Annotated in this window: 23 protein-coding genes and 4 tRNA genes; 18 read left to right on the forward strand and 9 right to left on the reverse strand. The window is 30.2% G+C overall.

The features are described from left to right. The first annotated feature begins 117 nt into the window (after nucleotides 1-117). The 8 genes from F3K33_RS07600 (at nucleotide 118) to F3K33_RS07635 (ending at nucleotide 9,465) form a co-directional block, all read left to right on the forward strand. Nucleotides 118-720, forward strand: coding sequence for a hypothetical protein (locus F3K33_RS07600; protein ID WP_039773315.1), 603 nt, complete (start codon nucleotides 118-120; stop codon nucleotides 718-720). 160 nt (nucleotides 721-880) lie between these two features. Then, entirely contained in the window at nucleotides 881-2,827 is a 1,947-nt protein-coding gene (locus tag F3K33_RS07605; protein ID WP_023976861.1) for a sigma-54-dependent Fis family transcriptional regulator, read from the forward strand. A 241-nt stretch (nucleotides 2,828-3,068) separates the two neighbouring features. After that, the gene (locus tag F3K33_RS07610; RefSeq protein ID WP_011968796.1) at nucleotides 3,069-4,151 is read left to right on the forward strand and encodes a 2,3-butanediol dehydrogenase; all 1,083 of its coding nucleotides are present in this window, start codon (nucleotides 3,069-3,071) and stop codon (nucleotides 4,149-4,151) included. 150 nt (nucleotides 4,152-4,301) lie between these two features. Next, nucleotides 4,302-5,192, forward strand: a complete 891-nt coding sequence (locus F3K33_RS07615; RefSeq protein WP_041895316.1) for a sulfide/dihydroorotate dehydrogenase-like FAD/NAD-binding protein — start codon at nucleotides 4,302-4,304, stop codon at nucleotides 5,190-5,192. Next, nucleotides 5,192-6,586 (forward strand): NADPH-dependent glutamate synthase, encoded by a 1,395-nt coding sequence (gltA, locus tag F3K33_RS07620; RefSeq protein WP_105411917.1) that lies wholly within the window; start codon nucleotides 5,192-5,194, stop codon nucleotides 6,584-6,586. The genes F3K33_RS07615 and gltA overlap by 1 nt, the downstream gene beginning before the upstream one ends. A gap of 217 nt (nucleotides 6,587-6,803) precedes the next feature. Beyond that, nucleotides 6,804-7,586: an HD domain-containing protein gene (locus F3K33_RS07625; RefSeq protein ID WP_039770648.1), complete on the forward strand. Its 783-nt coding sequence runs from the start codon at nucleotides 6,804-6,806 to the stop codon at nucleotides 7,584-7,586. A 389-nt stretch (nucleotides 7,587-7,975) separates the two neighbouring features. After that, nucleotides 7,976-8,845 carry a cation diffusion facilitator family transporter gene (locus tag F3K33_RS07630; protein ID WP_023976788.1) on the forward strand — a complete coding sequence of 290 codons (870 nt, stop codon included), beginning with the start codon at nucleotides 7,976-7,978 and terminating at the stop codon, nucleotides 8,843-8,845. Between the two features lie 167 nt (nucleotides 8,846-9,012). Next, the gene (locus tag F3K33_RS07635; protein ID WP_039770645.1) at nucleotides 9,013-9,465 is read left to right on the forward strand and encodes a hypothetical protein; all 453 of its coding nucleotides are present in this window, start codon (nucleotides 9,013-9,015) and stop codon (nucleotides 9,463-9,465) included. A 54-nt stretch (nucleotides 9,466-9,519) separates the two neighbouring features. Here the strand turns inward: F3K33_RS07635 and F3K33_RS07640 are convergent, their stop codons facing one another. Then, the gene (locus tag F3K33_RS07640) at nucleotides 9,520-10,053 is read right to left on the reverse strand and encodes a DODA-type extradiol aromatic ring-opening family dioxygenase (protein ID WP_023976786.1); all 534 of its coding nucleotides are present in this window, start codon (nucleotides 10,051-10,053) and stop codon (nucleotides 9,520-9,522) included. A 173-nt stretch (nucleotides 10,054-10,226) separates the two neighbouring features. Here F3K33_RS07640 and F3K33_RS07645 point away from each other — a divergent pair, with 173 nt between their 5' ends. The 6 genes from F3K33_RS07645 (at nucleotide 10,227) to F3K33_RS07670 (ending at nucleotide 14,019) form a co-directional block, all read left to right on the forward strand. Next, a complete protein-coding gene (locus F3K33_RS07645; RefSeq protein ID WP_011968801.1) occupies nucleotides 10,227-10,535 on the forward strand; it encodes a winged helix-turn-helix transcriptional regulator in 309 nt (102 codons plus the stop codon). Nucleotides 10,536-10,868: 333 nt separating this feature from the next. Next, nucleotides 10,869-11,468 carry a nitroreductase family protein gene (locus tag F3K33_RS07650; RefSeq protein WP_039770642.1) on the forward strand — a complete coding sequence of 200 codons (600 nt, stop codon included), beginning with the start codon at nucleotides 10,869-10,871 and terminating at the stop codon, nucleotides 11,466-11,468. A 380-nt stretch (nucleotides 11,469-11,848) separates the two neighbouring features. Next, a tRNA-His gene (locus F3K33_RS07655) sits at nucleotides 11,849-11,924 on the forward strand. 3 nt (nucleotides 11,925-11,927) lie between these two features. Then, nucleotides 11,928-12,002, forward strand: a tRNA-Gln gene (locus F3K33_RS07660). 6 nt (nucleotides 12,003-12,008) lie between these two features. Next, nucleotides 12,009-12,084, forward strand: a tRNA-Lys gene (locus tag F3K33_RS07665). Nucleotides 12,085-12,408: 324 nt separating this feature from the next. Next, entirely contained in the window at nucleotides 12,409-14,019 is a 1,611-nt protein-coding gene (locus tag F3K33_RS07670; protein ID WP_031276413.1) for an IS1182 family transposase, read from the forward strand. Between the two features lie 446 nt (nucleotides 14,020-14,465). On the opposite strand, the gene brnQ is transcribed toward F3K33_RS07670, so the two are convergent. From brnQ to F3K33_RS07700, 6 genes are all read right to left on the reverse strand, one after another. Beyond that, nucleotides 14,466-15,824: a branched-chain amino acid transport system II carrier protein gene (brnQ, locus tag F3K33_RS07675; protein ID WP_039768862.1), complete on the reverse strand. Its 1,359-nt coding sequence runs from the start codon at nucleotides 15,822-15,824 to the stop codon at nucleotides 14,466-14,468. Between the two features lie 472 nt (nucleotides 15,825-16,296). Further along, a complete protein-coding gene (locus F3K33_RS07680) occupies nucleotides 16,297-17,040 on the reverse strand; it encodes a LytR/AlgR family response regulator transcription factor (protein WP_039773733.1) in 744 nt (247 codons plus the stop codon). A gap of 17 nt (nucleotides 17,041-17,057) precedes the next feature. Continuing rightward, nucleotides 17,058-17,459: a hypothetical protein gene (locus tag F3K33_RS07685; RefSeq protein ID WP_023976782.1), complete on the reverse strand. Its 402-nt coding sequence runs from the start codon at nucleotides 17,457-17,459 to the stop codon at nucleotides 17,058-17,060. Between the two features lie 21 nt (nucleotides 17,460-17,480). Further along, complete coding sequence (floA, locus tag F3K33_RS07690; protein ID WP_023976781.1) at nucleotides 17,481-18,467, reverse strand: flotillin-like protein FloA; 987 nt, start codon at nucleotides 18,465-18,467, stop codon at nucleotides 17,481-17,483. A 26-nt stretch (nucleotides 18,468-18,493) separates the two neighbouring features. Continuing rightward, entirely contained in the window at nucleotides 18,494-18,991 is a 498-nt protein-coding gene (locus tag F3K33_RS07695; protein ID WP_023976780.1) for an NfeD family protein, read from the reverse strand. Nucleotides 18,992-19,139: 148 nt separating this feature from the next. Beyond that, on the reverse strand, nucleotides 19,140-19,991 hold the full coding sequence (locus F3K33_RS07700; RefSeq protein ID WP_023976779.1) for a sensor histidine kinase: 852 nt from the start codon (nucleotides 19,989-19,991) through the stop codon (nucleotides 19,140-19,142). Between the two features lie 557 nt (nucleotides 19,992-20,548). On the opposite strand from F3K33_RS07700, the gene F3K33_RS07705 reads away from it, so the two are divergent. After that, nucleotides 20,549-21,787, forward strand: coding sequence for a GNAT family N-acetyltransferase (locus F3K33_RS07705; RefSeq protein ID WP_039773732.1), 1,239 nt, complete (start codon nucleotides 20,549-20,551; stop codon nucleotides 21,785-21,787). Between the two features lie 375 nt (nucleotides 21,788-22,162). Here F3K33_RS07705 and F3K33_RS07710 read toward each other — a convergent pair whose 3' ends face one another. Continuing rightward, nucleotides 22,163-23,083, reverse strand: coding sequence for a DMT family transporter (locus F3K33_RS07710; RefSeq protein WP_039773731.1), 921 nt, complete (start codon nucleotides 23,081-23,083; stop codon nucleotides 22,163-22,165). A 699-nt stretch (nucleotides 23,084-23,782) separates the two neighbouring features. On the opposite strand from F3K33_RS07710, the gene F3K33_RS07715 reads away from it, so the two are divergent. Continuing rightward, the gene (locus tag F3K33_RS07715; protein WP_023976776.1) at nucleotides 23,783-24,091 is read left to right on the forward strand and encodes an aspartate/glutamate racemase family protein; all 309 of its coding nucleotides are present in this window, start codon (nucleotides 23,783-23,785) and stop codon (nucleotides 24,089-24,091) included. Between the two features lie 274 nt (nucleotides 24,092-24,365). Here the strand turns inward: F3K33_RS07715 and F3K33_RS07720 are convergent. After that, nucleotides 24,366-24,452 (reverse strand) — tRNA-Leu (locus tag F3K33_RS07720). 371 nt (nucleotides 24,453-24,823) lie between these two features. On the opposite strand from F3K33_RS07720, the gene F3K33_RS07725 reads away from it, so the two are divergent. Together F3K33_RS07725 and F3K33_RS07730 are read left to right on the forward strand one after the other, a co-directional pair. Next, nucleotides 24,824-25,516 (forward strand): iron-sulfur cluster assembly scaffold protein, encoded by a 693-nt coding sequence (locus F3K33_RS07725; RefSeq protein ID WP_011968823.1) that lies wholly within the window; start codon nucleotides 24,824-24,826, stop codon nucleotides 25,514-25,516. A 25-nt stretch (nucleotides 25,517-25,541) separates the two neighbouring features. After that, nucleotides 25,542-26,543 (forward strand): GGGtGRT protein, encoded by a 1,002-nt coding sequence (locus F3K33_RS07730; RefSeq protein WP_011968824.1) that lies wholly within the window; start codon nucleotides 25,542-25,544, stop codon nucleotides 26,541-26,543. The last annotated feature ends 62 nt before the right edge of the window (nucleotides 26,544-26,605 follow it).

Genomic DNA, 26,605 nt, shown 5'->3' on the forward strand with positions numbered 1-26,605 from the left:
ATCAGCAAAAACAGAAGGAGTTTTAACATGCTTTTTACACGTAAACAAGTTTTAATTAATAATAGAGTATTACACTTAATAATGTAAATAAATAGATTTTAAAGGATAGGTGAAAGAATGTATACTAGAAATTTACTGTCTTATAATTATAAGTCTAATATAGATAGCATAGTTATAAGAAAAATTAATCTAATAAAAATGCTTTTTCTCCTGTTATTGTTAATTATTTTTTTGACAAGTATAGTAAGGTTCTATAATTTTATTGAATGTATCAATAGTAGTAGCCTCGCAGTTGATGACTTTAAAACTGATATCAGTATGCTTAGTGAAACGGTAAATACTCTTGAGACGGAAAGAACATCAAATGAGGATCTTCAAATAAATGATTTTGGATCTGATGGCAAAATAGTTGATTCTAGTGAAATTAGAACAGACTTAGCGACAGCTTTAATTAAAATTGGAGATATGGATAACGATAAAAAGTTATCAGATGATGAAATTACAGAACTTGGGATGATGAAATTGGATACTAAAACTATTCAAAAAGAACTTAGGGAATTTCAATTTAATTTAAGATCATCAGACCATAATTTGAATAATTTTATTGTTATAACGAAGGGAAAATATGCAGGAACAATACTTTATAATGGACCTTTAAAATTTATTGATGATGAACATAAGCGTTACTTTGGATTAGAATTATGTATGGATATTAAATGATTTTTAAATTTTAGAGTAAGTTGAGAGTGATATATTTATATTATTCAAAAACTAACATCAAATTTAAATATTATTAAATTCGACATATATATTTAATAAGTTTATCATATAAGATATAATAAATGATAAATTTATCTTTGTGTAAGCATAGGAGAAATATATGGAGAATTATGTGGATTTTATTAATAAGGCTTGGAAAGACTTTATTTCTACAGGAAATGTCAATCCTAAGGTTAGAAGTGAAATTGGTGATTCATGGATAAGATGCATGAACTATGGTGTTGATCCTTATGATGGTAAGGGTCATGTTAAACATTCTAATATAAATGAATTAATTAATAAAAATAATGAACTCATATCTGTAGCTAGGCCTGTTATGGAAAGTATTTATAGCATGGTTCGAGGATCAGGATTTGCATTATTTTTAACGGATAAAGATGGATATATAGTAGATGTAATAGGCGATAACGATATAATGAAGAGAATTGAGGAATTAAACTTTCTTAAGGGTGAATTATGGTCAGAAAATGTAGTTGGAACTAATGCTATAGGGACTGCCTTATACCTTGGTAAACCAGTGCAGACTATAGGAGCAGAACATTATGGGGTAAATCAACACTCTTGGACTTGTTCTGCATCTCCTATTTATGATGAAGATGATAATTTAATTGGATGTATAAATATGTCTGGAAATTATTATAATGCACATTCTCATACGTTAGGTATAGTAACTGCTGCGGCACAATCAATACAGAAGCAAATGGCACTCGCTATTTCGTATAAGTTACTTAATGTAACATTTGATTCTATATCAGAAGGCATGATAGTTATTAATGAGTATATGAAAGTTAAAAGAATAAATGGACGAGCTTTGAAAATTCTAAATATATCATTAGAAGAAGCAATGAATATGAATATTAATGAAGTACTAAATGGTGTAGACTTTCAAAAATTATTGCAAGAAAAAAATAAATCTTTAAATAATATAGAATGGGATTTTTCTATAAATAATGACATAATAAAATGTGTTATAAATGTCTTGCCATTAAATAAAAATGGTAAGAGTAGTGGTATGGTAATAACTTTTACAGAAGTTAAGATTGTACATAAACTAGTAAATAAGTTTGTGGGATATAAAGCACAATATGAATTTAAAGACATTATGACAACAAGCAAAGAGATGGCAAATATGATAGCCTTCGCTAAAAAGGCTTCAAAAAGTGACTGCAATATACTAATACAAGGAGAAAGCGGTACTGGTAAAGAGTTGATTTCTCAGTCAATACACAATTATAGTGATAGGGCTAGAGGTCCGTTTGTCGCTGTAAATTGTGCATCAATACCTAGCGAATTAGTTGAAAGTGAATTATTTGGATACGAAAAGGGTGCTTTTACTGGAGCATCAAAAGAAGGGCATCCAGGTAAGTTTGAATTAGCAGACGGAGGGACAATTTTCCTCGATGAAATTGGTGAGCTACCATTAGATATTCAAAGTAAGCTTCTTAGGGTTTTAGATAATGGAAAGATCGTTAGAGTCGGTGGGACTTATGAGAAACAACTAAATGTTAGAGTTATTGGTGCTACTAATAGAATATTGAAAAATGAAATAAGAAGGAAAAATTTTAGGGAGGATTTATATTATAGGTTAAGTGTAATGGAAATAAAGACTATTCCATTACGAGAAAGAAAAGATGATATAGATGTACTTGTAAATGATTTTGTTCAAAGGCTAAACATAAAAAACAAAAATAAGATTATAACTGTAAGTAAGGAATATATTGATAAGTTAAAGAAATATGATTGGGACGGAAATATAAGAGAACTTAAGAATGTTGTTGAACGAGATTATTACTTAAGCGAAGATGAAATAATGAATATAGATATAAATAATTTAGATTATAATAATATGACACAAACTTTGAATGAGGAACCTCTAAATCAAGAGGAGATTAAAATAGTTCCTCTCGATGTATTAGAAGAGAATGCTATAAGGGATGCTATAAAAAAATGTGATGGAAATCTTCAACTAACATCTAAATTGTTAAGTATAGGAAGAGCAACTTTATATAGAAAGATAAAAAAATATCATATAGATGTATCAAAATGAGAAAAGAAAAATCTATGTATCAAAATGAGAAAATAAAATGTATCGTTTTGATACATTTTTCTTTTGTAGTTCATAGTTTTTATATAAAATCATACTATAAATAATAGGTAAAATAAAATTATATCAAGCAAATAACCTAAATAGCGCAAAAAAATATAATCTTAGTCATAACTTGGCATGGAAATTGCTTAATAAAATATATGTGAATTAATTAACAATTTATCCAAGGAGGAGTTTTAAGATGAAAGCAGCATTATGGTATGCAAAGAAAGACGTTAGAGTAGAGGAAATTGAAGAACCTAAAGTTACAGTTAATGGTGTAAAGATTAAAGTAAAATGGTGTGGAATATGTGGATCAGATTTACATGAATATTTAGGAGGACCTATATTTATACCAGTAGGACAACCTCACCCATTAAGTGGTACAACTGCTCCAGTAGTTTTAGGACATGAATTTTCAGGAGATGTCGTTGAAGTTGGTCCTAATGTAAAGAATTTTAAACCAGGAGATAGAGTAATAGTTGAACCTATAGTTGCATGTGGAAAATGTCCAGCATGCTTAGAAGGAAAATATAATTTATGTTCATCATTAGGTTTCCATGGACTTTGTGGAAGTGGTGGAGGACTTGCTGAATATACAGTTTTCCCAGAAGAATTCGTACATAAGATTCCAGATGAAATGTCTTACGAACAAGCTGCTTTAGTTGAGCCAATGGCAGTAGCATTACATTCAATTAGAATTGGTAATTTTAGAACAGGGGATACTGCGTTAGTACTAGGATCTGGTCCAATAGGACTAGCAACTATTGAGTGCTTAAAAGCAGCTGGTGCAAAATTAATAATAGTATTACAAAGAAAATCTATAAGACAAGAGTATGCTAAAAGAGCAGGGGCAGATGTAGTATTAGATCCTAATGAAGTAAATATAGCAGAGGAAGTTAAGAAGCTTACTAACGGATTAGGAGTTGACGTGGCGTTTGAAACTACAGGAGCTCAAATAGGTTTTGATACAGGTATAGATAGCTTAAAGTTTGAAGGAACTTTAGTTGTAACTAGCATATGGGAAAATGATGTTAAATTTAATCCTAATGTATTAGTATTTACTGAGAAGAAAATCATTGGAACATTAGCATACAGACATGAATTCCCAGCAACTATGGCTCAAATGAAAGATGGAAGAATAAAAGCAGAAGGATATGTAACTAAGAAAATACATTTAGATGATATAGTTGAAGAAGGGTTCGGAGCATTAACAGGTCCAGAAAAGAAGAAACATGTTAAGATATTAGTATCTCCAGACAAAGAACTTGTATCTAAATCTTAATCTATATGGAATTTGCAATTAGCAATAAAGATATTAAATAATACTTATAGATAAAGTATATTCTCGCAAGAACAAAAATTATGCTAAGATTCAGATGAATATAAAAATCATCTGAATCAAGTTTACTTGGTTAAATTAGGAGGAACGTAAATGTATAAAATAGTGAACAAAAAGGAGCTAACAAACAATATATTTTCAATGGATATAGAAGCTCCAAGAGTAGCAAAATCTGCAAAGCCTGGACAATTTATTATCATAAAAAATGATGAAAAAGGTGAAAGAATTCCTTTAACTATAGCAGATTATGATCAGGAAAAAGGAACAGTAACTATAGTCTTTCAAACTGTAGGAAAAGGAACAAAACAGTTAGCTGCTTTTAATGAAGGGGATCATGTAGCTGACTTTGTTGGACCATTAGGTGTACCAAGTGAATTTATACATGAGGATATAGAAGAATTAAAGAAAAAGAATTTCATCTTTGTGGCAGGCGGAGTTGGTGCAGCACCAGTTTACCCACAAGTAAAATGGATGCATGAACATGGAATAGCTGTAGATGTTATTTTAGGAAGCAGAAACAAAGATTTATTAATATATGAAGATAAATTAAAGAATGCTGCTGGAAATCTTTATGTAACAACTGATGATGGTTCATATGAATTTAAGGGAACTGGATCAGATATGCTTAAAGAGCTAGTTAATAATCAAGGTAAAAGTTACGATCATGCAATTATTATTGGACCAATGATAATGATGAAATTTACTTCTATGCTAACTAAGGAATTAAAAATTCCAACAACAGTAAGCTTAAACCCAATAATGGTTGATGGTACAGGTATGTGTGGTGCTTGTAGAGTTACTGTTGGAGGAGAAGTTAAGTTTGCTTGTGTTGACGGACCAGAATTTGATGGACATTTAGTAAATTACGATGAATCAATGAGAAGACAAGCTATGTATAAAACAGAAGAAGGAAAAGCACAGTTAGAAGTTGAAGAAGGAAATACTCATAGTCACGGTGGCTGTGGTTGCAGAGGTGATAAATAATGGACATGAATGAGAGATTAGTTAGAATACCAGTAAGAGAACAAGATCCAAAGGTTAGGGCAGCAAACTTTGAAGAAGTTTGTATTGGATATAACGAAGAAGAAGCAACTAAAGAAGCTTCTAGATGTTTAAACTGTAAGAATCCTAAGTGTGTAGAAGGATGTCCAGTATCAATCAATATACCAGGATTTATTTCTTATGTTAAAGATGAAAAATTTGAAGAAGCTGCAAAAGAAATTTCAAAATACAGCTCACTTCCAGCAGTTTGTGGAAGAGTATGTCCACAAGAAAGGCAATGTGAAGGAAGATGTGTTTTAGGAATAAAGGGTGACTCAGTATCTATTGGTAAGCTTGAAAGATTTACAGCAGATTGGGCAGCATCACATAATGTTGACTTAAGTGCAACAGAACCTAAAAATGGAATGAAAGTTGCAGTTATAGGAAGTGGTCCTGCAGGACTTACTTGTGCTGGAGATTTAGCTAAAAAAGGATATGAAGTAACTATATTTGAGGCACTTCATAAAGCAGGCGGAGTTTTAGAATATGGAATTCCAGAATTCAGACTTCCAAAAGAAAAAGTAGTTAAAAATGAAGTTGAAAACATTAAGAAACTTGGTGTTAAAATAGAAACTAATGTTATAGTTGGCAGAACTATAACTATAGATCAATTGTTTGAAGATGAAGGATTCAAAGCTGTATTTATAGGTTCAGGTGCAGGGCTTCCAAGATTCATGGGAATACCAGGAGAAAATGCAAATGGAGTATGCTCAGCAAATGAATTTTTAACAAGAGTAAACTTAATGAAAGCAGCAGTAGAAGGATACGACACTCCAGTTAGATCTGGTAAAAAAGTTGCAGTAGTAGGCGGAGGAAATGTTGCTATGGACGCAGCAAGAACTGCCTTAAGACTTGGATCTGAAAGCCATATCGTTTATAGAAGAGGTGAATCAGAACTTCCAGCAAGAGTAGAAGAAGTACATCATGCTAAGGAAGAAGGAGTAATCTTTGACGTATTAACTAATCCAACAGAAATCTTAGTAGATGAAAATGGATGGGTTAAAGGAATGAAATGTGTAAGAATGGAACTTGGAGAACCAGATGCATCAGGAAGAAGAAGTCCAGTTGAAGTTCCTGGTTCAGAATTTGTTATGGATGTAGACACTGTAATAATGTCACTTGGAACATCACCAAATCCATTAATTTCATCAACAACTCAAGGATTAGAAATCAATAAGAGAAGATGTATTGTAGCTGAAGAAGAAACAGGTCTTACTACTAAAGAAGCAGTTTATGCTGGTGGAGATGCAGTTACAGGAGCAGCAACAGTAATACTTGCTATGGGTGCTGGTAAAAAAGCAGCAAAAGCTATAGATGAGTATTTACAAGGAAAATAAATATAAACATAAAATAAATATAATTTTTATGATCAAATCCTAAATTATAAAGCCTTGGCAATATTAAATGAATATTGTCAAGGTATTTTTATTCTTTAAGGATTCATAATGAATGTGAATTAAAACCTATGCTCAAATAGAAGGGAGCTTTATAGTTAAGTAATTTATGCTAAAGGAGTATAATAGATATATATTTAGATATAGTAAGGAGATAAAAATGGAAAATATATTAGTTAAAGAATATTATGATTGGTTTAGCTCTTATGTAAAAAAATTTTATGGGGAAGATAGCTTAATAAATCAGAATATTAAACTTAAGGAAATACATACGCTAAAAGTCGCAGAACATGCTGTAAATATTGCAAAATCTTTAAATTTCACCCAAGAAGAAGTTGATACAGCGGAGATAATAGGATTATTCCATGATATAGGAAGGTTTGAACAATTTAAAAAGTATAAGACATTTAGGGATGCTTTTTCAGAAAATCATGCTGCTTTAGGCGTTAAAATATTAGAAGAGAATGGAACATTAAAAAACTTAGATGACAGTAGAAGAAAGATTATTATTAAAGCTGTAAATATTCATAATGCAAAAGATCTTCCGATGGATTTGAATAAGGAAGAATCATTGTTTTGCAAATTGATTAGAGATGCCGATAAACTTGATATTTTCAGAATCATTATGGGATATGAGAGAGAAAGAAAAAATCATCCTAATCCGGCGCTTGATAATTTACCTTTTACATCAGGCTATAATTCAGAGCTTATTAAGGACATTCGTTCAAACAAAAAAATTAGTAATAATTCACTGGAAAATTATAATGATAGAAAAATATATGAATTAAGTTGGATAATTGATTTAAATTTTTCATTTTCTCTTAACTATATAAAGGAGAGAGACGTTTTAAAAACATTAATTAGTTGTTTACCTAAAAATGAAGAGATTGATGACTTAGAACGGTATCTTGATAAATATATAGAAAATTCTATAGCAAATTAATTTATCTGTAAAATGAACATTTTAATTACTTTCTGTTTGATAATAATATTTAATTTATGGCCATATTAGCTAACCTGAAACTATTAACCAAATGCTAAATGCGTTATGTTTAGTATATACACATATAAGTATGATAAGGTCTATAAAATTCAGTGTCATATAATATGTAGATATAATAACGAATAATACTTATGTTATTTGGAAAATTAACTTTATGTAATCTTTAATTGTAAAATACATTTTTATAGCAAATCATATGCTGTAATTGCCTTATAGTAAAGTACTTGAAAGTGAATTACTTCAATGAAGAGTATGTTTTGCATAAATTTATTTAAGAATGATAATTATTAAGATAGCATTGAAAAATAGTATAGTCAGGGGTGGAAAGTATGGAAAACAGTTATAATAATTTAAAAATAGCGGAACGTGGGGCTAGAGTGAGTATTATAGCGTATATAACATTATCATTATTAAAACTCGGAGTTGGTTTTTTTGCTCAATCAAAGGCATTATTAGCTGACGGAATTAATAATACTACCGATATAATAGCTTCAGTGGCAGTTTTAATTGGATTAAAGATATCAAGAAAGCCAGCTGATGATGATCATCCTTATGGTCATCTTAGAGCAGAAACAATAGCATCATTAATAGCATCTTTAATTATGATAGCTGTTGGTCTTGATGTGCTTTATAATGCGATTAAATCAGTTATCTTTTTTAACCCTAAGGCTCCTGATTTAATATCTGCTGTAGTGGCAATTTTTTGTGCTGCAGCTATTTACATGGTATATCGTTATAATATGAGGATTGCTGTTAAGATAAAAAGCTCTGGGCTAATGGCTGCTGCAAAAGATAATCTTTCTGATGCATGGGTAAGTATTGGTACGACTATAGGTATTGTTGCTTCTCAGTTTGGTTTTCCTTGGATAGATCCTCTTGCAGCTGTAGTTGTAAGTGCTTTAATATTAAAGACAGGATGGGATATATTTAGGGAGGCAACTCATAATCTATCAGATGGTTTTAGTAGAGAGAAGCTTGATGGTATAACTAAATCTATTAGCCAAGTTCCTGGAGTTAAACAAATTAAGAATATAAGAGCGCGCGTTCATGGAAATAATATTTTACTTGATTTAGTAGTTAGTGTCAGTTCTGAGTTGTCTTTAGTTGAGGGACATTCCATTACCGAAAAAATAGAAGATAAATTGAAAGAAGATCTAGATATAACGCAGGTAATGGTTCATGTTGAGCCGGATAAGTAGAAAGTATAAATGTAGCTGAGGAAAAAATAAAATTCCTCAGCTACATTTTTATTTGGAATTAATTAAGTTGTAAAAGCATAGCGAACCAATTTCATATCGAGCGAATAATATAATATGTAGAATTTTACCAATGAATATAAAGAGATGAGCATAAAGCAGGTGTTTAAATGGATATTAATCGAATTATATTTAGTATAACACGAGGATATTGCAGATATATTGGTTCTGGTTCTTGTAGAGAAGTATTTGATCTTGGGAATGGATATGTAGTAAAAATAGCAAAGAATGCAGCTGGAATTGCACAAAATAAAACAGAGTATTATATTTCTCGTTATGACAATTCTAACCTGTTTGCGAAGGTTATAGATGTTTCGAAAAATTTTGAGTTCTTAATTATGGAGAGAGCGGATAAGGTATATAATATTACGGAAATATGGAGATATTTTGATGTTAAAAGTAAAAAAGAAATGTTTGATTTAAAACAGATAAAAAATATTTCTCAAGGTTATAATTTACTATTATGTGATTTGAATAGACAAAGTAGTTGGGGAGTAATTAATGGCAGGCCAGTAATTATTGATTATGGATTTACAAGAGAAGTAAAGGAAAAATACTATTAAATTTTTTACTAAAGCAGGATTGAGTATATCATATCCTGCTAAAATATTAGATTACTAAAATTCAAGGCAAAGACGGCTTAAATTTCCTAATTCATACTCTCGAAAAATAACTCTAGGAATTAATAGCGAACTGCTGCCTAATGCTATAAATAGCGGAACAAAATGCTCAGGGCTTGGAACAGCCAAATCGGCATTTGGAGCTTGATCTCTATAATTGTAAAGCGAATTGAAATCATTTTCTTTTAACCTGTTAATTAACCAGTCATCAAATTCTTCAGCCCAAGAATCATTGCTTACAGCCTCAAAATCAACTAAATTTAAATTATGAACTGTATTTCCGCTTCCGATAATTAAAATATCTTCGTCACCTAAAGTTTTTAGAGCGCTACCTATTTTAATTTGTTCTTCAATGGATAAGTTCGAGTCTATTGAAACTTGAACAACGGGGATGTTGGCTTCTGGATAAAGATGTCTTAAAAGAGTCCAAGCTCCGTGATCTAGACCCCTATTTAAGTCTTTTTTCACTTTTATGCCTTCGTGTGAAAGTTTTTCTTCGACTTTTGCTGCAACTGTACTAGAACCTTGCACCTCATATTTTATATTGTAAAGTTCTTCTGGAAATCCATAAAGATCAAAGTTAATACATAAGTTTTACGGAATATTGACTTATTCAATGAATATTATTATATTTAGTATAATATCATAAGTTGCTTATCTTAATTAAGTGATTATGATAGAATAGTAACAGGTGGTGATTAAATATGGAAAAATTTCATATGTGCCCAAGGTTTGAAAATGCTTTTGAATTACTAGGAAAAAGATGGACCGGATTGATTATAAGAACATTATTGAATGGACAAAATCGATTTTCAGATATAGAAGAAGCTATTCCTAATATGAGTGCTCGTATGCTTACAGAACGATTTAAGGAGCTGGAAAAGGAAGGAATAATTATTAGAAAAGTTTATCCGGAAACTCCAGTGCGCATAGAATATGAATTGACAGAAAAAGGCCGTGATCTTCAGAGTGCCATGGATGAGATCCAAAAATGGGCAGAAAAATGGAATTAACTAAGACAATTCAAAAAATATAAAGAATTTTCTTAATTACAATGGAGATTCTTTATATTTTTTTATTGTTTGAAAATTAAAAAAATTATGAATTTATATTTAAAATACTATTGACTAAGTGTTATAAGTATGTAATAATTAATCTAAAGTTACTTACTAAATGTAAGTAACTAATTAAAAATATTGAAGTGAATTTATTAGGCTTCACTGTTTTTATATAAAAGATGTACTAGTTATAGTTAGATATAATTTTAAATTACTGTAAGTAATTATTTAAAAAGAAAAAAATATAAATACTTAAATAAATTTAGATATGATAGGAGGAATGATTATATGTCAAAAGATTTTTTTGCTGCTGTAGCAGATAGACGTTCATTTTATGGAATTAGTAAAGAAAAGGTGGTTTCTGATGATAGAATCAATGAAATTATAGAACATGCTGTAAAGCATACACCATCATCATTCAATTCACAAAGTGCAAGAGTAGTGCTATTGTTAGGAGATCATCATGATAGATTATGGGATATCACAGAGAATGCTTTAAGAAAGATTGTTCTTGAAGATAAATTTGAGCCAACTCAAGAAAAAATAAATTCGTTTAGAAGCGGTTATGGTACAGTTTTATTTTTTGAAGATAATAGCGTGATAGAATCTCTTCAACAACAATTTTCACTTTATAAAGACAATTTCCCAATTTGGTCTCAACAAGCAAGTGGAATGCACCAGTTTGTTATTTGGACTGCATTAGAAATTGAAGGATTTGGAGCATCGCTTCAACATTATAATGAGCTTATTGAAAATGACATAAAGAAAGAATGGGGAATATCTGATGATTGGAAACTTATTGGGCAAATGCCTTTTGGAAAGCCAACAGCGGATCCAGGCCCAAAAGAATTTAAACCATTAGAAGAACGTATAAAGGTATTTAAATAAAGAAATATTTCAATGATTATTATCATATAATAGGGGTGATTTTATCACCCCTAAAAATTATTATAACTGATTCTAATTTTATTTAAAATCAGAAAATAATGAGATTATGATTTAAATGAATAATTCTTTTTATTTTAGATAAGAGTATTTTTAGCTAGAAATGTTGAGATGTCAGTGGAATAAAGAGGCTTTAGGATTTGAATATAATGGTTTTTAACATATGATTGGTACTGTACTTAACATTAATTATATTTATATAGTTGACAATTAACAATATGTAACTTATAATAAACAAGCAAATAAAAATTTTTTACCTATATTGGTAATACTTTAATCTTTAAAAATTAAAAGTTGAATTTTAATTTTTGTAGTCAAATATGGTGAACGTAGTTCAGTTGGTAGAGCGCCAGTTTGTGGCACTGGTTGTCGTGGGTTCGAGTCCCATCGTTCACCCCATACTGGGATGTCGCCAAGTGGTAAGGCAATGGATTCTGACTCCATTATTCGCAGGTTCGAATCCTGTCATCCTAGCCAATTTTTGGTTCACTAGCTCAGTCGGTAGAGCACATGACTTTTAATCATGGTGTCCCGGGTTCGATTCCCGGGTGAGCCACCAATTATATAATACAAATTGAAGAGTTTGAATTGAGCCTAGCATTAGTATGCTAGGTTATTTTTTTATTCTCAAAAATTCATACTTGATTCAAATCTGCAAATACTGTGTTCCTTGTAGTATAAATTATGAAAAAGACTGGTTTTGAAGATTGCCTTTTAAAAGATAATATATTCACCTACCAGATTTCGATCACATGCATTTGAAAAGACAGATGCGTAAAAGGGGCTGTTGCAAAACTAACATAGTTAGTTTTGTAGCGGCTCATTTTTTTAGATATAAAAAATGTGAATTCCGAAGAACTCACATTCATTGTATAATTTACTTATGCTAAAAACCAAATTACACAATAAAGATTATACTGAGATTAATGATAATTTTCAACTTATATTACCATTAAATCTAGAAAATTTAATACCATCAGATGATTCAGTCCGCTTGCTAAGCCATGTATTGGAGGGATTAGATTACACGAAGTTGTATAAGGCGTACTCTTCCGTTGGAAGAAAACCGGCAGTGGAACCTAAAATTATGTTCAAAATAATATCATATGCTTATTCTCAAAATATTTATTCAAGCAGGAAAATCGAAAAAGCATGCAAAAGAGATATAAATTTTAAGTGGTTACTTCAATGTTATAAGGCACCGGATCATGCTACAATCAGTAGATTTCGTAAAGACTATATTTCAAATGAGGTAATTGAAGATTTATTTTATCAACAAGTTAATTATTTAGCAAATCAAAATGAAATACTATTTGAAAATGCATTTATTGATGGTACTAAAATCGAAGCGAATGCTAATCGTTATACATTTGTTTGGAAAAAAACTATTTTAAAAAATGAAGAAAAAATGTTTGATAAAATTCTTGTTCTTTTAGAAAATATTAACCTTGGAGAATTAAAAAAATTTACTGTTCAGAAAGAAACATTAATAGATGATATTGATAAAATTCTTCAATGGCTTGAATATGAAAAAAAGAAAAGAAACATAGAGTTTGTTCATGGAATTGGTAAAAGAAAAACCAAAATTCAAAAGTGGACAGAGCAACTATCTGAATATAAAGAGAGAGAAGAAAAATATAATTTGAGTAAAAAAATATTTTCAAAAAGAAATAGTTATTCTAAAACTGATCCAGACGCAACTTTCATGCATATGAAAGATGATCATATGAGAAATAGTCAATTAAAACCTGCATATAATGTGCAAATCGCAGTTGAAAGTGAATACGTAACCGGCGTCGGAATATTTGATGATAGAAATGATATAGCAACATTAATACCTATGCTTAATAATATGAAAGAAAAAATTGGTCGTAAATATCTTAATATAATTGCAGACTCAGGTTATGAAAGCGAAGAAAACTATTTATTCTTAGAATCAAATAAGCAAACTCCTTATATAAAACCACAAACTTATGAGAAGTGGAAAAAAAGAAGTTTTAAAAATGATATAAGTAAGCGCGAAAATATGAAATATGATGCTGAATCGGATTTTTATATTTGTCATAACAATAGAAAATTAATACCTACCTCTATTATTTATAGAAAATCCGCAAGTGGATACAAATCAGAAGTAACTGTGTATGAATGCGAAAACTGTGATAATTGCGATTACAAAGTAAAATGCACAAAAGCAAAAGGAAATAGAAAAATGCAGGTTTCAAAAACTTTTGTGGAAAAGCGTGAAATATCCTATAAAAATATTACAACTGAATTTGGAACTAAATTAAGAATGAATAGATCTATTCAGGTCGAAGGAGCATTTGGAGTTCTAAAAAGTGATTATGAATTCAATAGATTTTTAACACGTGGAAAAAATAGCGTTCAAACTGAATTTATTTTGCTTTGTTTTGGTTATAATATTAACAAATTACATTCAAAAATACAAAATGAAAAAACTCAGAATCATCTTCATGAATTGAAACCTACTGCCTAATTATGGAATAAATTAACTAGGCTTATTTTAGTGTGCTTAAAAATCAGAATTCTTTAAATAATTAATATTGTATTTCAAATATTTGGAGATTTGCTGGCTTAAACCGAAAAGGAGCATCGCTCCTGATTAAAATTTAATCATTTTGCGACACTCCCTTGTGGAAAGTGAAAATAGATAAGTGATATAAACAATAAACTACATATTATAAATACCATACTAGAAAGGAGAAACATTTTTATGCAGCAGGCATTGAAAATAAGCTGTTAAAAGCTCTTAATTGTAGGTTGTTTCATTAATGCTTGTCACAATGAAATTGGGAGCAAGCATTAATGGTGCAACCTGCAATTTAGCACTTTCAGCGAAATTTTCATAGTCCTGTGAAATAACAATGTTTCTCCTTTCGAATGCTTATTGCATAAGTCTAAGTTATCTTTGAAATATTATGTTTAAGCACTTTTGCGTTTCTTTGAACGAATAGTCCAGATGATTAGTCCTATGAAGAACCCGTAAAGTGCTGGTATTATCCATCCAAATCCATAATCAAAGCCAGGTAAATATGAGTGAGCAAAATTCACAAGTTGCTTAACGATTAAATTCTCTTGTAGAGGCTGAGGCAATGATTTACATAAATCAAAAAATGCCGCAATAACTGTGAATCCTGTTGTCCATCTATAAACATCACTTTGTTTATTAATGAAAGGCGCTAATAGAGATAGTAGGATTAAAGTAATTACTAAAGGATATAAAAACATAAGTACTGGTATAGATAATTGAATAATATTACTTAATCCAAAGTTAGCGATTATGAAAGAGAAAACTGTAAATAGAACAGCATATTTTTTGTACGAAACAGAGTTTGGAAACATTTCACTGAACATTTCAGAACAAGAAGTTATCAAACCAATAGCTGTTTTTATACATGCGATTCCAACAATAAAAGCTAATAATATTTGTCCGGTAAAACCAAAGTAATGATTGCTTACCATAGATAATATACTTCCACCGTTATCAGCACGGTTAACGCTGCCTAAGCTTGTAGCACCCATATAAGCTAGAGATCCATAGATAATAGTCATTCCTATAACGCTAACAAGACCTGATTTACATGTCTCTATAGCAATTGATTGAGGATTTTTAACTCCTAGTTTTTGTATGTTAGAAATAATAATAATAGCAAAGGCTACAGAAGCAAGTGCATCCATGGTATTATATCCATCTAATAAACCAGTGAATAATGACTGAGTTGCATAATTTCCTTGAGCAGGAAATTGACTTGCTTGTCCCATTGGATTTACAAATGTAGCGATTAATAAAATTGATAATAATACCAAGAAAATAGGGGTAAGATACTTACCAACCCAATCCAAAATTTGTCCTGGCTTTAATGAAAAATAAATAGTAAAAGCAAAAAATATTAATGAAAAAATAATTAGTCCTAATTTCAAATATCCATCAGAAATAAAAGGATGAATTCCAACTTCAAATGCAACTGTAGCAGTACGTGGAATTGCAAATAAAGGGCCAATTGTTAAGTACAATAAGCATGTGAATATACTTGCATAACGAGAGCTAATAGGCCTCGCCATATCAAATAAACTTTCACTTCTTGAAAGAGCTGATGCGATAATTCCTAATATAGGTAATCCTACTCCAGTAATTAAAAATCCAATAGTAGCTGTAAAAGCGTGATCTCCAGCCTGTTGTCCCATTTGAACTGGGAAAATTAGATTACCAGCACCGAAAAATAGTCCGAATAATAATGAACCTATTAATAAGTTTTGCTGAAAGCTTAGCTTTTGTTTCATAAATAATCCTCCTTAAATATTTTCGTATTATCAAAATAATTATACTTCTTTTATTAAAGTGTTTATTTTTTTGCATTTTGATAATACATTGTCAATTTTTAATTATAATATATTTATTTATATTAGTAAAACTCATTTTTTATATATTAGTTAAATTATTCTATTTAAAAATTAAAATGAAAGGGATATTTACATATATTTAAGCAAAATCACTTTGTCGAATAAATATGTATGTAAATACAGTTTTTATGAGTTGCATATGACAATCAGCCAATTATTATAATTTTTTTAGAGATGATAGTTAACTTATTTGCGTTTTTTAATGAAGAGTAGTAAAAAAATAAGAAAGATCCAAATTCAATTATAGAACTTACCGTATATTTCATTTATAAAAATATATAGAATTTATTTTTTTATAATAAAAACCTCCTAGAAGTAATGTTATGTTACTATTTCTAGAAGGTTTAATTTATTATAAACTAAAAAGTTTTTTTATTTCCTCATATTTTTCGTGAGTAAGTAATGCATCTTTATCTGTATTTTTAAGTTTGACAATATAGGTCCATCTTCCGTATGGATAGATTTTTGTAATTAATGATAAATTGATGATATAGGATTTGTGGCTTCTAAAGAATTGAGTATGGTCTAGTTTTTCTTCTATATCAGATAAAGAAATGGAAGTTGTGAAGCTATCTGTTTTTGTATATATAACAGTGGAACTTTCTTCTCTTTGAACTAAAACAATTTCCTTCGTATCTACAAAGCTTATACCTTCCTTATTTTTTATCATAAGCTTATCCAATCCTTTTTCGTGCTTTATTATCTTGTCTATACCATCTCCATAGCTGGGCTTATTTAAATTTTTAATTCTGTCTAAGGTTTGCATTACTCTTTCTACTTTGAACGGTTTTATCAAATAATCAAAAGCGTACAACTGGAAGGCTTCAGACATATATTCTGCATGGGCTGTTGCAAAGATAATTATAGTTTTAGGATCTATATCGGTTAATACTCTAGCACAATCTATACCATTGCACTTAGGCATTTCAATATCAAAGAACACCACATTAGGGCGGTGCTCTTTAAATATGGCTATAGCTTCTTCACCATTATCTGTTTCTCCGACAACTTCAAAGCCACCAGATTTATCTAGTATTTTTTTTATTATGGTCCTTATTCCTATTTCATCGTCAACTATAAGCACTTTTATATTCATAGAATAATTCTCCTAATTTAAAATCTTCTTTTTCTAGTTTTACTTTTTGGCTTTCCAACTATCTCTGAAAGTATAATAGCTTGTTGAAGTCTAACTGGTGTTATTTCCTGGGTAATAGAATCTATAATTCCTTGTGGATTTGAAGAAGCTGCTTCTTTTTTATCATAGTAGCTATTTTTTGTATTATTATAAGAATTCGTGTTTTCACTAGCTATATCGTCAATTGAATCACCTTCGTCATATTCTTCATCGTCATTCTCTAACTCTGTATCAGAAGTGTTGTTTATACCATCGTTCATTTCGGTTGCATTTGGATATTTGAAAACAAAATTTCTTGAATTATTGTTTAATATGGACGTAGGATTGAATATAGCATTTGCAAGAATTTTTAATAGATTAATGGTATCATCATATTTCATAGTTTTCACTCTCCTAGGAGTCTATTTTTTGTCTCTCTGATCTTTGTTATCACTAGAAAGAGATTGATTTTTATTTCCTGCGCTAGAAATTGAACTTCTCATACTTGTATCTGCAATAACATTTTGCATATCATAATAATCCATTATTCCAAGTTTTCCTTCTCTAAGTGCATAAGCCATTGCTCTTGGTACTTCGGCTTCTGATTCTACAACAGCAGCTCTCATTTCTTGCTCTTTAGCTACAGCCATAGCTCTTCTTTCTTCAGCTTTAGCTTGAGCTATATTTTTATCAGCTTCTGCCTGTAAAGTTTGAAGTTGGGCTCCTATATTTCTTCCTACATCTACGTCAGCGATATCAATGGATAGAATCTCAAAGGCAGTACCTGCATCTAAGCCTTTATTTAATACTGTTTTTGAAATAGCATCAGGATTTTCTAATACTATCTTATGACTAGTAGAAGAACCAACTGTAGTAACTATACCTTCACCAACTCTGGCTAGTATAGTTGCTTCTCCAGCCCCTCCGACCAACCTTTCGAGATTAGCTCTAACTGTAACTCTAGCCTTAACTAAAAGTTCTATACCATCTTTTGCAACTGCTGAAACATTTGGAGTTTCAATAACTCTAGGGTTAACACTCATCTTAACTGCTTCTAAGACGTCTCTACCAGCTAAGTCAATAGCAGCAGCTTTTTCAAATTGTAAGTCTATGTCAGCTCTATGAGCTGCAATTAATGCATTAACTACATTATCTACATTACCACCAGCTAAATAATGGGCTTCTAATTGATTGACATTAAGTCCCATACCAGCTTTTGTTGATTTAATAAGTGGAATTACAATTTTAGAAGGTACAACTCTTCTAAGTCTCATACCAATCAAGTTGAATATGCTTACTTGAACATTTGCTGCTAAAGATGATATCCATAATCCTATTGGTATAAATCTAACAAACACAGTAATTAAAAATACAACTGCTATTACTACTATAATTAAATTGGTAATCATTAATAATCTCTCCTTTAAATATAAATTTATATTTTAACTTTTTTTACTAGCAACTTAACTCCGCTAACTTTAAATATTTCTACATTAGTCCCTTTATTAATGTATTCTCCTTCAGAAATTACATCAAATTTAACTCCGTCTATATCTACAGAACCAGTTGGCCTTAGATCAGTAACAGCTACTCCAGATTTTCCTAACAAATAATCTAAATCTGAAGAACTAATATACCCATGTTCTTTCTTTTGCTCATCAGGAAGAATTAATGGTTTAAAGAACTTTCCTTTCGTGAAAAAAGTTAGAACAACACCTAACATGATTCCGAGGATTGCTAAAATTCCTAATATCATAACTAAAGCTTGTGCAAAATTCTCAGCAGTCAATGCCACTGCAAGTATTAAACATATAGCTCCGGCAATTCCTGGCACCCCAAAACCTGGAATATGCATTTCTAAAAGCACTAATCCAAACCCTACTACTAGAAGTAAAACTGTAAGAACTGTTACATCAGGTAAAAATGCGATCATATTTTTGTACCTCCCTCCTTGGTATATAAATATAATAAGCCACATGTTGAAGTTTGGTAACATAAAGCTTCTAAGTTATACAGTTTTTAGGTTCAAATGTCATTTATAAGAGTGTTGGCATCTTTGAATATCAATTTATAAGATTTTATTATTCTTTTTTTGGTAGAATAACTTCGAAAGATGTTCGTTTATCATTTGATGTAACTTCAATCGTACCAGAAAAACATTCAACAATTTCTTTAACTATAGCGAGGCCCATGCCATCACCTTTCTCATTTTTTGTTGAGAATCCTTCTTTAAATATGTTGACTATAATTTCAGGAGGTATGCAATCTCCATTATTGGATATATTGAGTCGTATATTTCTTAGATCTTCTGATAATTCAACAAGCATATATCTATTGCTTGGCTTTTGTTTTAAAGCAAATATAGCATTATCTATAATATTGCCAATAATTCTGCAAAAATCCCATGGTTCCATATTAAGATTATTTAAGTTGCTTTTTATTTCAAGCTCCATATCTATATTATTCTTTTCAGCCACTTGCAATTTCGCCTGAAACAATGCGTTAACTGCTGGCTTTGAAGTCTTTAGAGCTTTGCTAATTCTTACTATATCTTTATAGACAGGTTCTATATAGTTTCTTGCTTCCTGAAATTCTTCAAGTTCCATTAATGAGTAAATCACCTGAATGTGATTCAAGTAGTCGTGACGTTGAGATCTTAATGTTTTATTGAAGTCCTCAAGATACCTTATTGTATCTATTAAATTATTACTGCCTTTCTTAAATAAAAAATTATAAAATATTATTCCTGTAATGACACTATTAATACCTATGCTTATAGCTACGACATAAATGATAAAATTTCCTTCAATCATATGTGGATTTTGACTTTTGTAGTAAATAAATAGAGTTATAAAGATTATTTGTATTAAGTTTAAAAATATAGATACTAGCACAATCTTAGAGATGTTGTAGGCTTGCTTTTTTATTATCATACTTTACCTCCTTGCAAATAAATGACAAGTATATTTTACCATGTTTCTCTTAATATTAACCTTGAATCACCTTAATTTATTCTTAATCAGTGATAGGGAAAATAAAAGCTGCTTATATAGTGTTATAAAAGTTTGTGAAAAATTTTGGGATATTATATATGATACAATTGAATTTTTAAATTTGAGTCTTAACTTAGCTCACATAACTTAAATTTTAAATGTGAATTTATTGTTGCAGCATATATGTGAAATATATTAATTTTAATTACCAAATATAATAAATAAATATGTCTGATTTTATTGAAAGTACAAGGAAAGAGTGGGTTAGTTTTTTATGCAAATAGTGAAAAAAGGAGTTTATATACTTAAAACAAAGAGGAATAAATTGTAAAGTTTAGCATGTATCGCACAAAGATTTATAGTATAATATAAGATAATAATAAAGGATAATTAATTATATGGTCTTGTAAAATTATACTAATAAATATTTAGGTTATTAACAATAAACGTAAAATGAATTATATTTAATACGTTTTTGATGAATATGGGGAGGATTTATGAAAGATAAAGAAATGTTTATTGAAGAATACGGCGATTTTAAAATGAGAAAATTAACTGAGGATGATCTAGAACAGTTTAATGGGCTTTTACGTTATGCATTTCAAATAACGATGGAAGATCTTTTGCATACTGGTTGGACAGAAGAGCAAATTATGCATGCTAAAATGCCGATTCTTAAAAATGCCTATGTTCTTGGTTGGTTTTATCACGGTAAGTTAGCTTCAATGATTGTAGTATATTCCATGAAAGTAAATATCCATGATAGTATTTGCAAAATGGGTGGGGTTACTGGAGTTGCTACCTATCCTGAATACACTGGAAAAGGGTTAATTCATTCTTTGATTAAGCGAGCTATTATTCATATGAATGAAGAAGGTCAAGTTATTTCTTGTTTATATCCATATTCAATCCCTCTTTATAGAAAGCATGGTTGGGAAATAATTTCTGATAAAATAACTTTTACAATCAAAGATTCGCAGCTTCCTAAAAAAAGAGTAGTAGAAGGAATGATGGAGCGTGTAGATTTAGAATGTGAGGATCTTTTAAATGTACATGATTATTTTTCAATGCAGAGACATGGTGCAATGATTAGAGATGAGCTTGCGTGGGATGAATATTGGCGTTGGGATAGTGATGATATTATTGCGGCTATTTACTACAGTAAGAATCATAAGCCCCTTGGTTATTTAATCTATTATATTAGAAATGATATATTTTATATTAAAGAAATGGTTTATTTAAATACTGAAGCACACCACGGAATTTGGAATTATATAAGTGCCCATTATTCTATGGTTAATGAAGTGAAGGGAAATAATTTCTCGGGAGAGCCAATGGCCTTTTTATTTGAAGATAGCGAAATAGTTGAAACTATTAAACCATATTTTATGGCAAGGATTATAAATGTAAAAGAATTTATAATAAAATACCCATTCCTAGTAAAAGCACAGAAACTTAAGATAAGCTTCAAAATAAATGATCCTATTGCTCAATGGAATAATGGCATTTTTAATATCTATTGGGATGATGAAGAAACAGTCTGTGAGAAGAGTGATGATATGTATGCTGCTAATTTAGTAGAAATGGATATTCAGACATTAACAACTATGCTTATGGGATATAAGCGTCCTACATTCCTATATGAGTGTGGAAGAATAAAAACAGAATATTATATGCTCAAAATTTTAGAACAGTTAATACCAGTAGAGAAGCCTTATTTTTCAGACTATTTCTAAATTTAGAGATATAGAAATATATAGGTGGTTATATATCATTTACTTACAGTGGACTTTTAAACTGTGTAACAAAATCTCAAACTACAAAGGCGTTTGTGATTTTGTTCTAATTGATCAAGGAAGTATAACTTATAGGAATAAATAATAGTCTTGAAATATGATTTGTTTCAAGACTATTTCTACATTAATTATAAATGATTATAAATTTAGAAAATAAATTAACAATATAATTGTATTAATAAATAATATAAAATTAATAAAAAGATTACTATATTCATGTTGCATTAAAGTATATTGAAATTCTAAAAAGATTAAATGTATTTAAATAATGAAATGACAGAGCATAAGTAGGATAAGAATTTTTTTGTTAAATACTTATATAGCTTTTGAATTACTTGAACTATCATCTTTTACTTTTACCGTTTGGCCAATTAAAAATATACATATCCCTATTAAGATAATTAGTGATCCGATAATTTGATTATAAGATATGGATTCTCCGAGTATTAAGAATGCTAATGTACACGTTCCAACAGGCTCACCTAATATACTCATGGAAATAGTTGAAGCACTTAACCACTTAATTAGCCAATTTAAAACTGTTTGACCAAGTATTGTTGAAATTAATGCTAAGCAGAAGAACCATAACCAATCAGAGTTTGCATAGCCTATTAGGGGATATTTTAATATGACAGAATATGCTAATAAAAATATACTACTGCTTAAATAACAAATGAAAACATAAGCAACTAGAGATAAATTTTTTCTTACACTTTGTCCGATGAGGAAATATGCTGTAATAACTCCAGCTGCTAGTAAAGCAAGTATATCTCCTATCAAGGCTATCCCACCAATTTTAAAATCTCCAAATCCGATTATACAGCTTCCGAATATAGATAAAAAACCACCAAATAGTGATAGTTTCTTTAATCTCTCACCAAAGAAAAAATAGCTTCCTATAAAAGCAAATAGTGGCTGCATAGTTACAAGAACAGTTGAACTTGCAACTGAAGTAAAACGCAAAGATTCAAACCAAAGTATATAATGTATTGCTAGAAAAATTCCTGATGAAAACACTGCCGCTAATTGTTTGAGTTTCAATTTTTTTATTTCTAGTATGTATTTTTTGTTAAATAATATTACAGGTAATATCATCAATGTTGAAAAAACTAATCTATATGTAGCTATTATTGGAGCTGGAGCTGCCGATAGTTTTACAAATATAGCAGATGTAGAAATAGCTAAAACTCCAAAAAATAAAAAAAGGTAATGTATAATTTTATGCGAATTCTTCAAAAAGATTACGTCCTTTCTAAATAAAAATAATTTCAGAATATTTCTTTGTAAATATAATCATATGATTTAAGACTTCTTTCAAATGTATAAAGACGAGTAACTTGTTTATCATGTATATCTGTCTCTTACTTGGTGTATTCTTCTGTTTTCAACTTTTGAGTCGCTTTTGTGGTAGAAATTTTATCCATATGATATGTGAACTTTAACTATCATATAATATGTTTGTTGAAAGTTCAACTATTATTATAGATAAGCCAATTATAAGCTAGATTTATACTATGAAATATATCCCAACTAGAAACTGGAATAAAAGCATATTATTCATTTCGGCGAGTTATATGCATAAGTTCAGGTCTTAGTTGGGTTATCTATAGGTTCATTATTTATAGTTTAAAAGTATTTATTATATAGGTTATTTATAATTATTGATTACGTTTCTGATTGTTTTAAATTCTAAAGAATAAATATTCTTCACAATATTTATTCTTTAGAATATTACCATATTAGAATATATATTCTTCAGAATATGCTTATAAAATGCGGGTTGAAAGGATTCTAGTATGAAAATAACATTGATTTTAATTTATAATTTACTTGCTTTTATTTTAAGAATACAGATACATAAAATTGTTTATATTGGTAATTTCTTGGGCTATAATAAAGCTATTACTACATTAAGTATTATTATATAGATAGGATATGCATTTTAAAAAAACTTTTAGAGATAATGGAATCAAAATAGTAGTTCCAGAAGAAATAATTCGCAATTTTATAAATGATAAAATAACTAATGAGTTAGAATATGGAATTATTAAAGATAGCACAAAACAAAAAAATATTAAAATAATTAAAGAGTTAAAGGAAAGAGAAAAAGTAGAAGGTATAATATTAGGGTGCACAGAATTGCCTTTGCTACTTAAAGACGTAGAATTCTCGCTAAATGTTTATGATACTATGGAGATACATGTAAATAGCATATTATCAAATATAATTAATTTAAAAGCATAGTTTGCTTTATAAATGACAAGACAAGAGGATGATGCTGTATTTCTTATGGTTTAAATGCAATTCAGCTTATAATATTCTTAGTCAAAAAGAAAGATTTAAAAATAACATGGATTTATAATCAAAATGTTACAAATAGCTATAAATAATATTATCAGTGGGATTAGAAGATTAATTTATGAGAAAAACAGAATTTGGTACAGGAACGGGAATTGAATAAAAAAAGCTGTACTACAAGGTATTTAAACCAAGTAATACAGCAATTCACCAAAATTAATGGTGCCGCTGGCCGGATTCGAACCGGCACGATATCACTACCAGAGGATTTTGAGTCCACCACGTCTGCCAATTCCATCACAGCGGCATGTAAACTGACAAAAATTATTCTACCATGTCTTAAAGAATATTTCAATAGGTATTTCTAATTTATTTTTATTTTTGGAAAATTAATTTATAATATCCATATAAAAATGCATAATGAAAGTATTAGACAAAATTTTATCTAATTAAAGTTAATATAAGATTTTTATTCATTTGTAGTTCGGATTTTCAAATAAAAGTAGATAAATGTGCATAAATTTTTAAATAAAGGTTGTGGGGAATCAAATCATTTGCTAGAATAGGAATAGGGAAAAGTGCCCCACTGGGTTATTTTATGCCCAACTACAATTTTAAACTTAGAAATAAGATTTAATAATTTGTAATTATCTATTAATTAGGGAGGAGCAAAAATATATGATGTATTCAAAAGAAGTTGAAGAAATGTGTGTACTTGCTAAAGGTCCTAATCACGGATCAGCGCCAATTCCTGTAGAAGGAAGATGGGTTCAATCTAAAGAAGTAACTGATATATCAGGATTAACTCACGGAATAGGTTGGTGTGCACCACAACAAGGAGCTTGTAAATTAACATTAAACGTTAAGGATGGTATAATCCAAGAAGCGTTAGTTGAAACAATTGGATGTTCAGGAATGACTCATTCAGCTGCTATGGCTTCAGAAATATTACCAGGAAAGACTATATTAGAAGCATTAAACACAGACTTAGTTTGTGACGCTATAAACACAGCTATGAGAGAATTATTCTTACAAATCGTTTATGGAAGAACTCAAACTGCATTCTCAGAGGGTGGACTACCTATCGGAGCAGGACTTGAAGATTTAGGAAAAGGTTTAAGATCTCAAGTTGGTACTATGTACGGAACTTTAGCTAAAGGACCAAGATACTTAGAAATGGCTGAAGGTTATGTTACTGAAGTTGCTGTAGACGAAGATAAAGAAATCATCGGATATAAGTTTGTTAACTTAGGAAAAATGATGGAAAGCATTGCTAAAGGTATGGATGCTAACGAAGCATTAGAAAAAGCTAAAGGTCAATACGGAAGAGTTGCTGACGCTGCTGAATTATTAGACCCAAGACATAAATAATTATTTGTAAAGGAGGATTTTTAAAATGGCATTATTTGAAAGTTATGAAAGAAGAATTAACCAAATCACTCCAGTATTAGAAAAATACGGAATGAAAACTATGGAAGATGCTAAAGCAGTTTGTGCTGAAGTTGGAGTAGATCCATATACAATCGTTAAGGAAACTCAACCAATCGCATTCGAAAACGCTGGATGGGCATACGTTTTAGGTGCTGCTATAGCAATAAAGAAGGGTTGCACTAAGGCTGCTGATGCTGCTGAAGCAATCGGAGAAGGATTACAAGCATTCTGTATCCCAGGTTCTGTTGCAGATGATAGAAAAGTTGGTTTAGGACACGGAAACTTAGGAGCTATGCTTTTAAGAGAAGAAACTAAATGTTTCGCATTCTTAGCAGGACACGAAAGCTTTGCTGCTGCTGAAGGTGCTATTAAAATAGCTGAAAAAGCTAACAGAGTAAGAAAAGAACCATTAAGAGTTATCTTAAACGGTCTTGGAAAAGATGCTGCATTCATCATTTCAAGAATCAATGGTTTCACATATGTTCAAACTCAATTTGACTACTATACTGGAGAAGTTAAAGTAGTTAAAGAAAAAGCATACTCAAACGGAGAAAGAGCAAAAGTAAGATGTTACGGTGCTGACGACGTTAGAGAAGGTGTTGCAATCATGCATAAAGAAGGAGTTGACGTATCAATCACTGGTAACTCAACTAACCCAACAAGATTCCAACATCCAGTTGCAGGAACATATAAGAAAGAATGTATCGAACAAGGTAAGAAATACTTCTCAGTAGCATCAGGTGGTGGTACAGGAAGAACTCTTCACCCAGATAACATGGCTGCAGGTCCAGCTTCTTATGGTATGACTGATACTATGGGAAGAATGCACTCAGATGCACAATTCGCAGGATCTTCATCAGTTCCAGCTCACGTTGAAATGATGGGATTAATCGGAGCAGGTAACAACCCAATGGTTGGTATGACTGTTGCTGTAGCTGTTGCTGTTCAAGAAGCTTTAGCTAAATAGTCTGAAAATCAAGGTTTTACTGGTTTAAGAGTGAATTAATTAGCTAATATAAATACTCACAC

Origin of the sequence: Clostridium beijerinckii, from assembly GCF_008705175.1 — a bacterium.
GTDB lineage: Bacteria > Bacillota > Clostridia > Clostridiales > Clostridiaceae > Clostridium > Clostridium beijerinckii.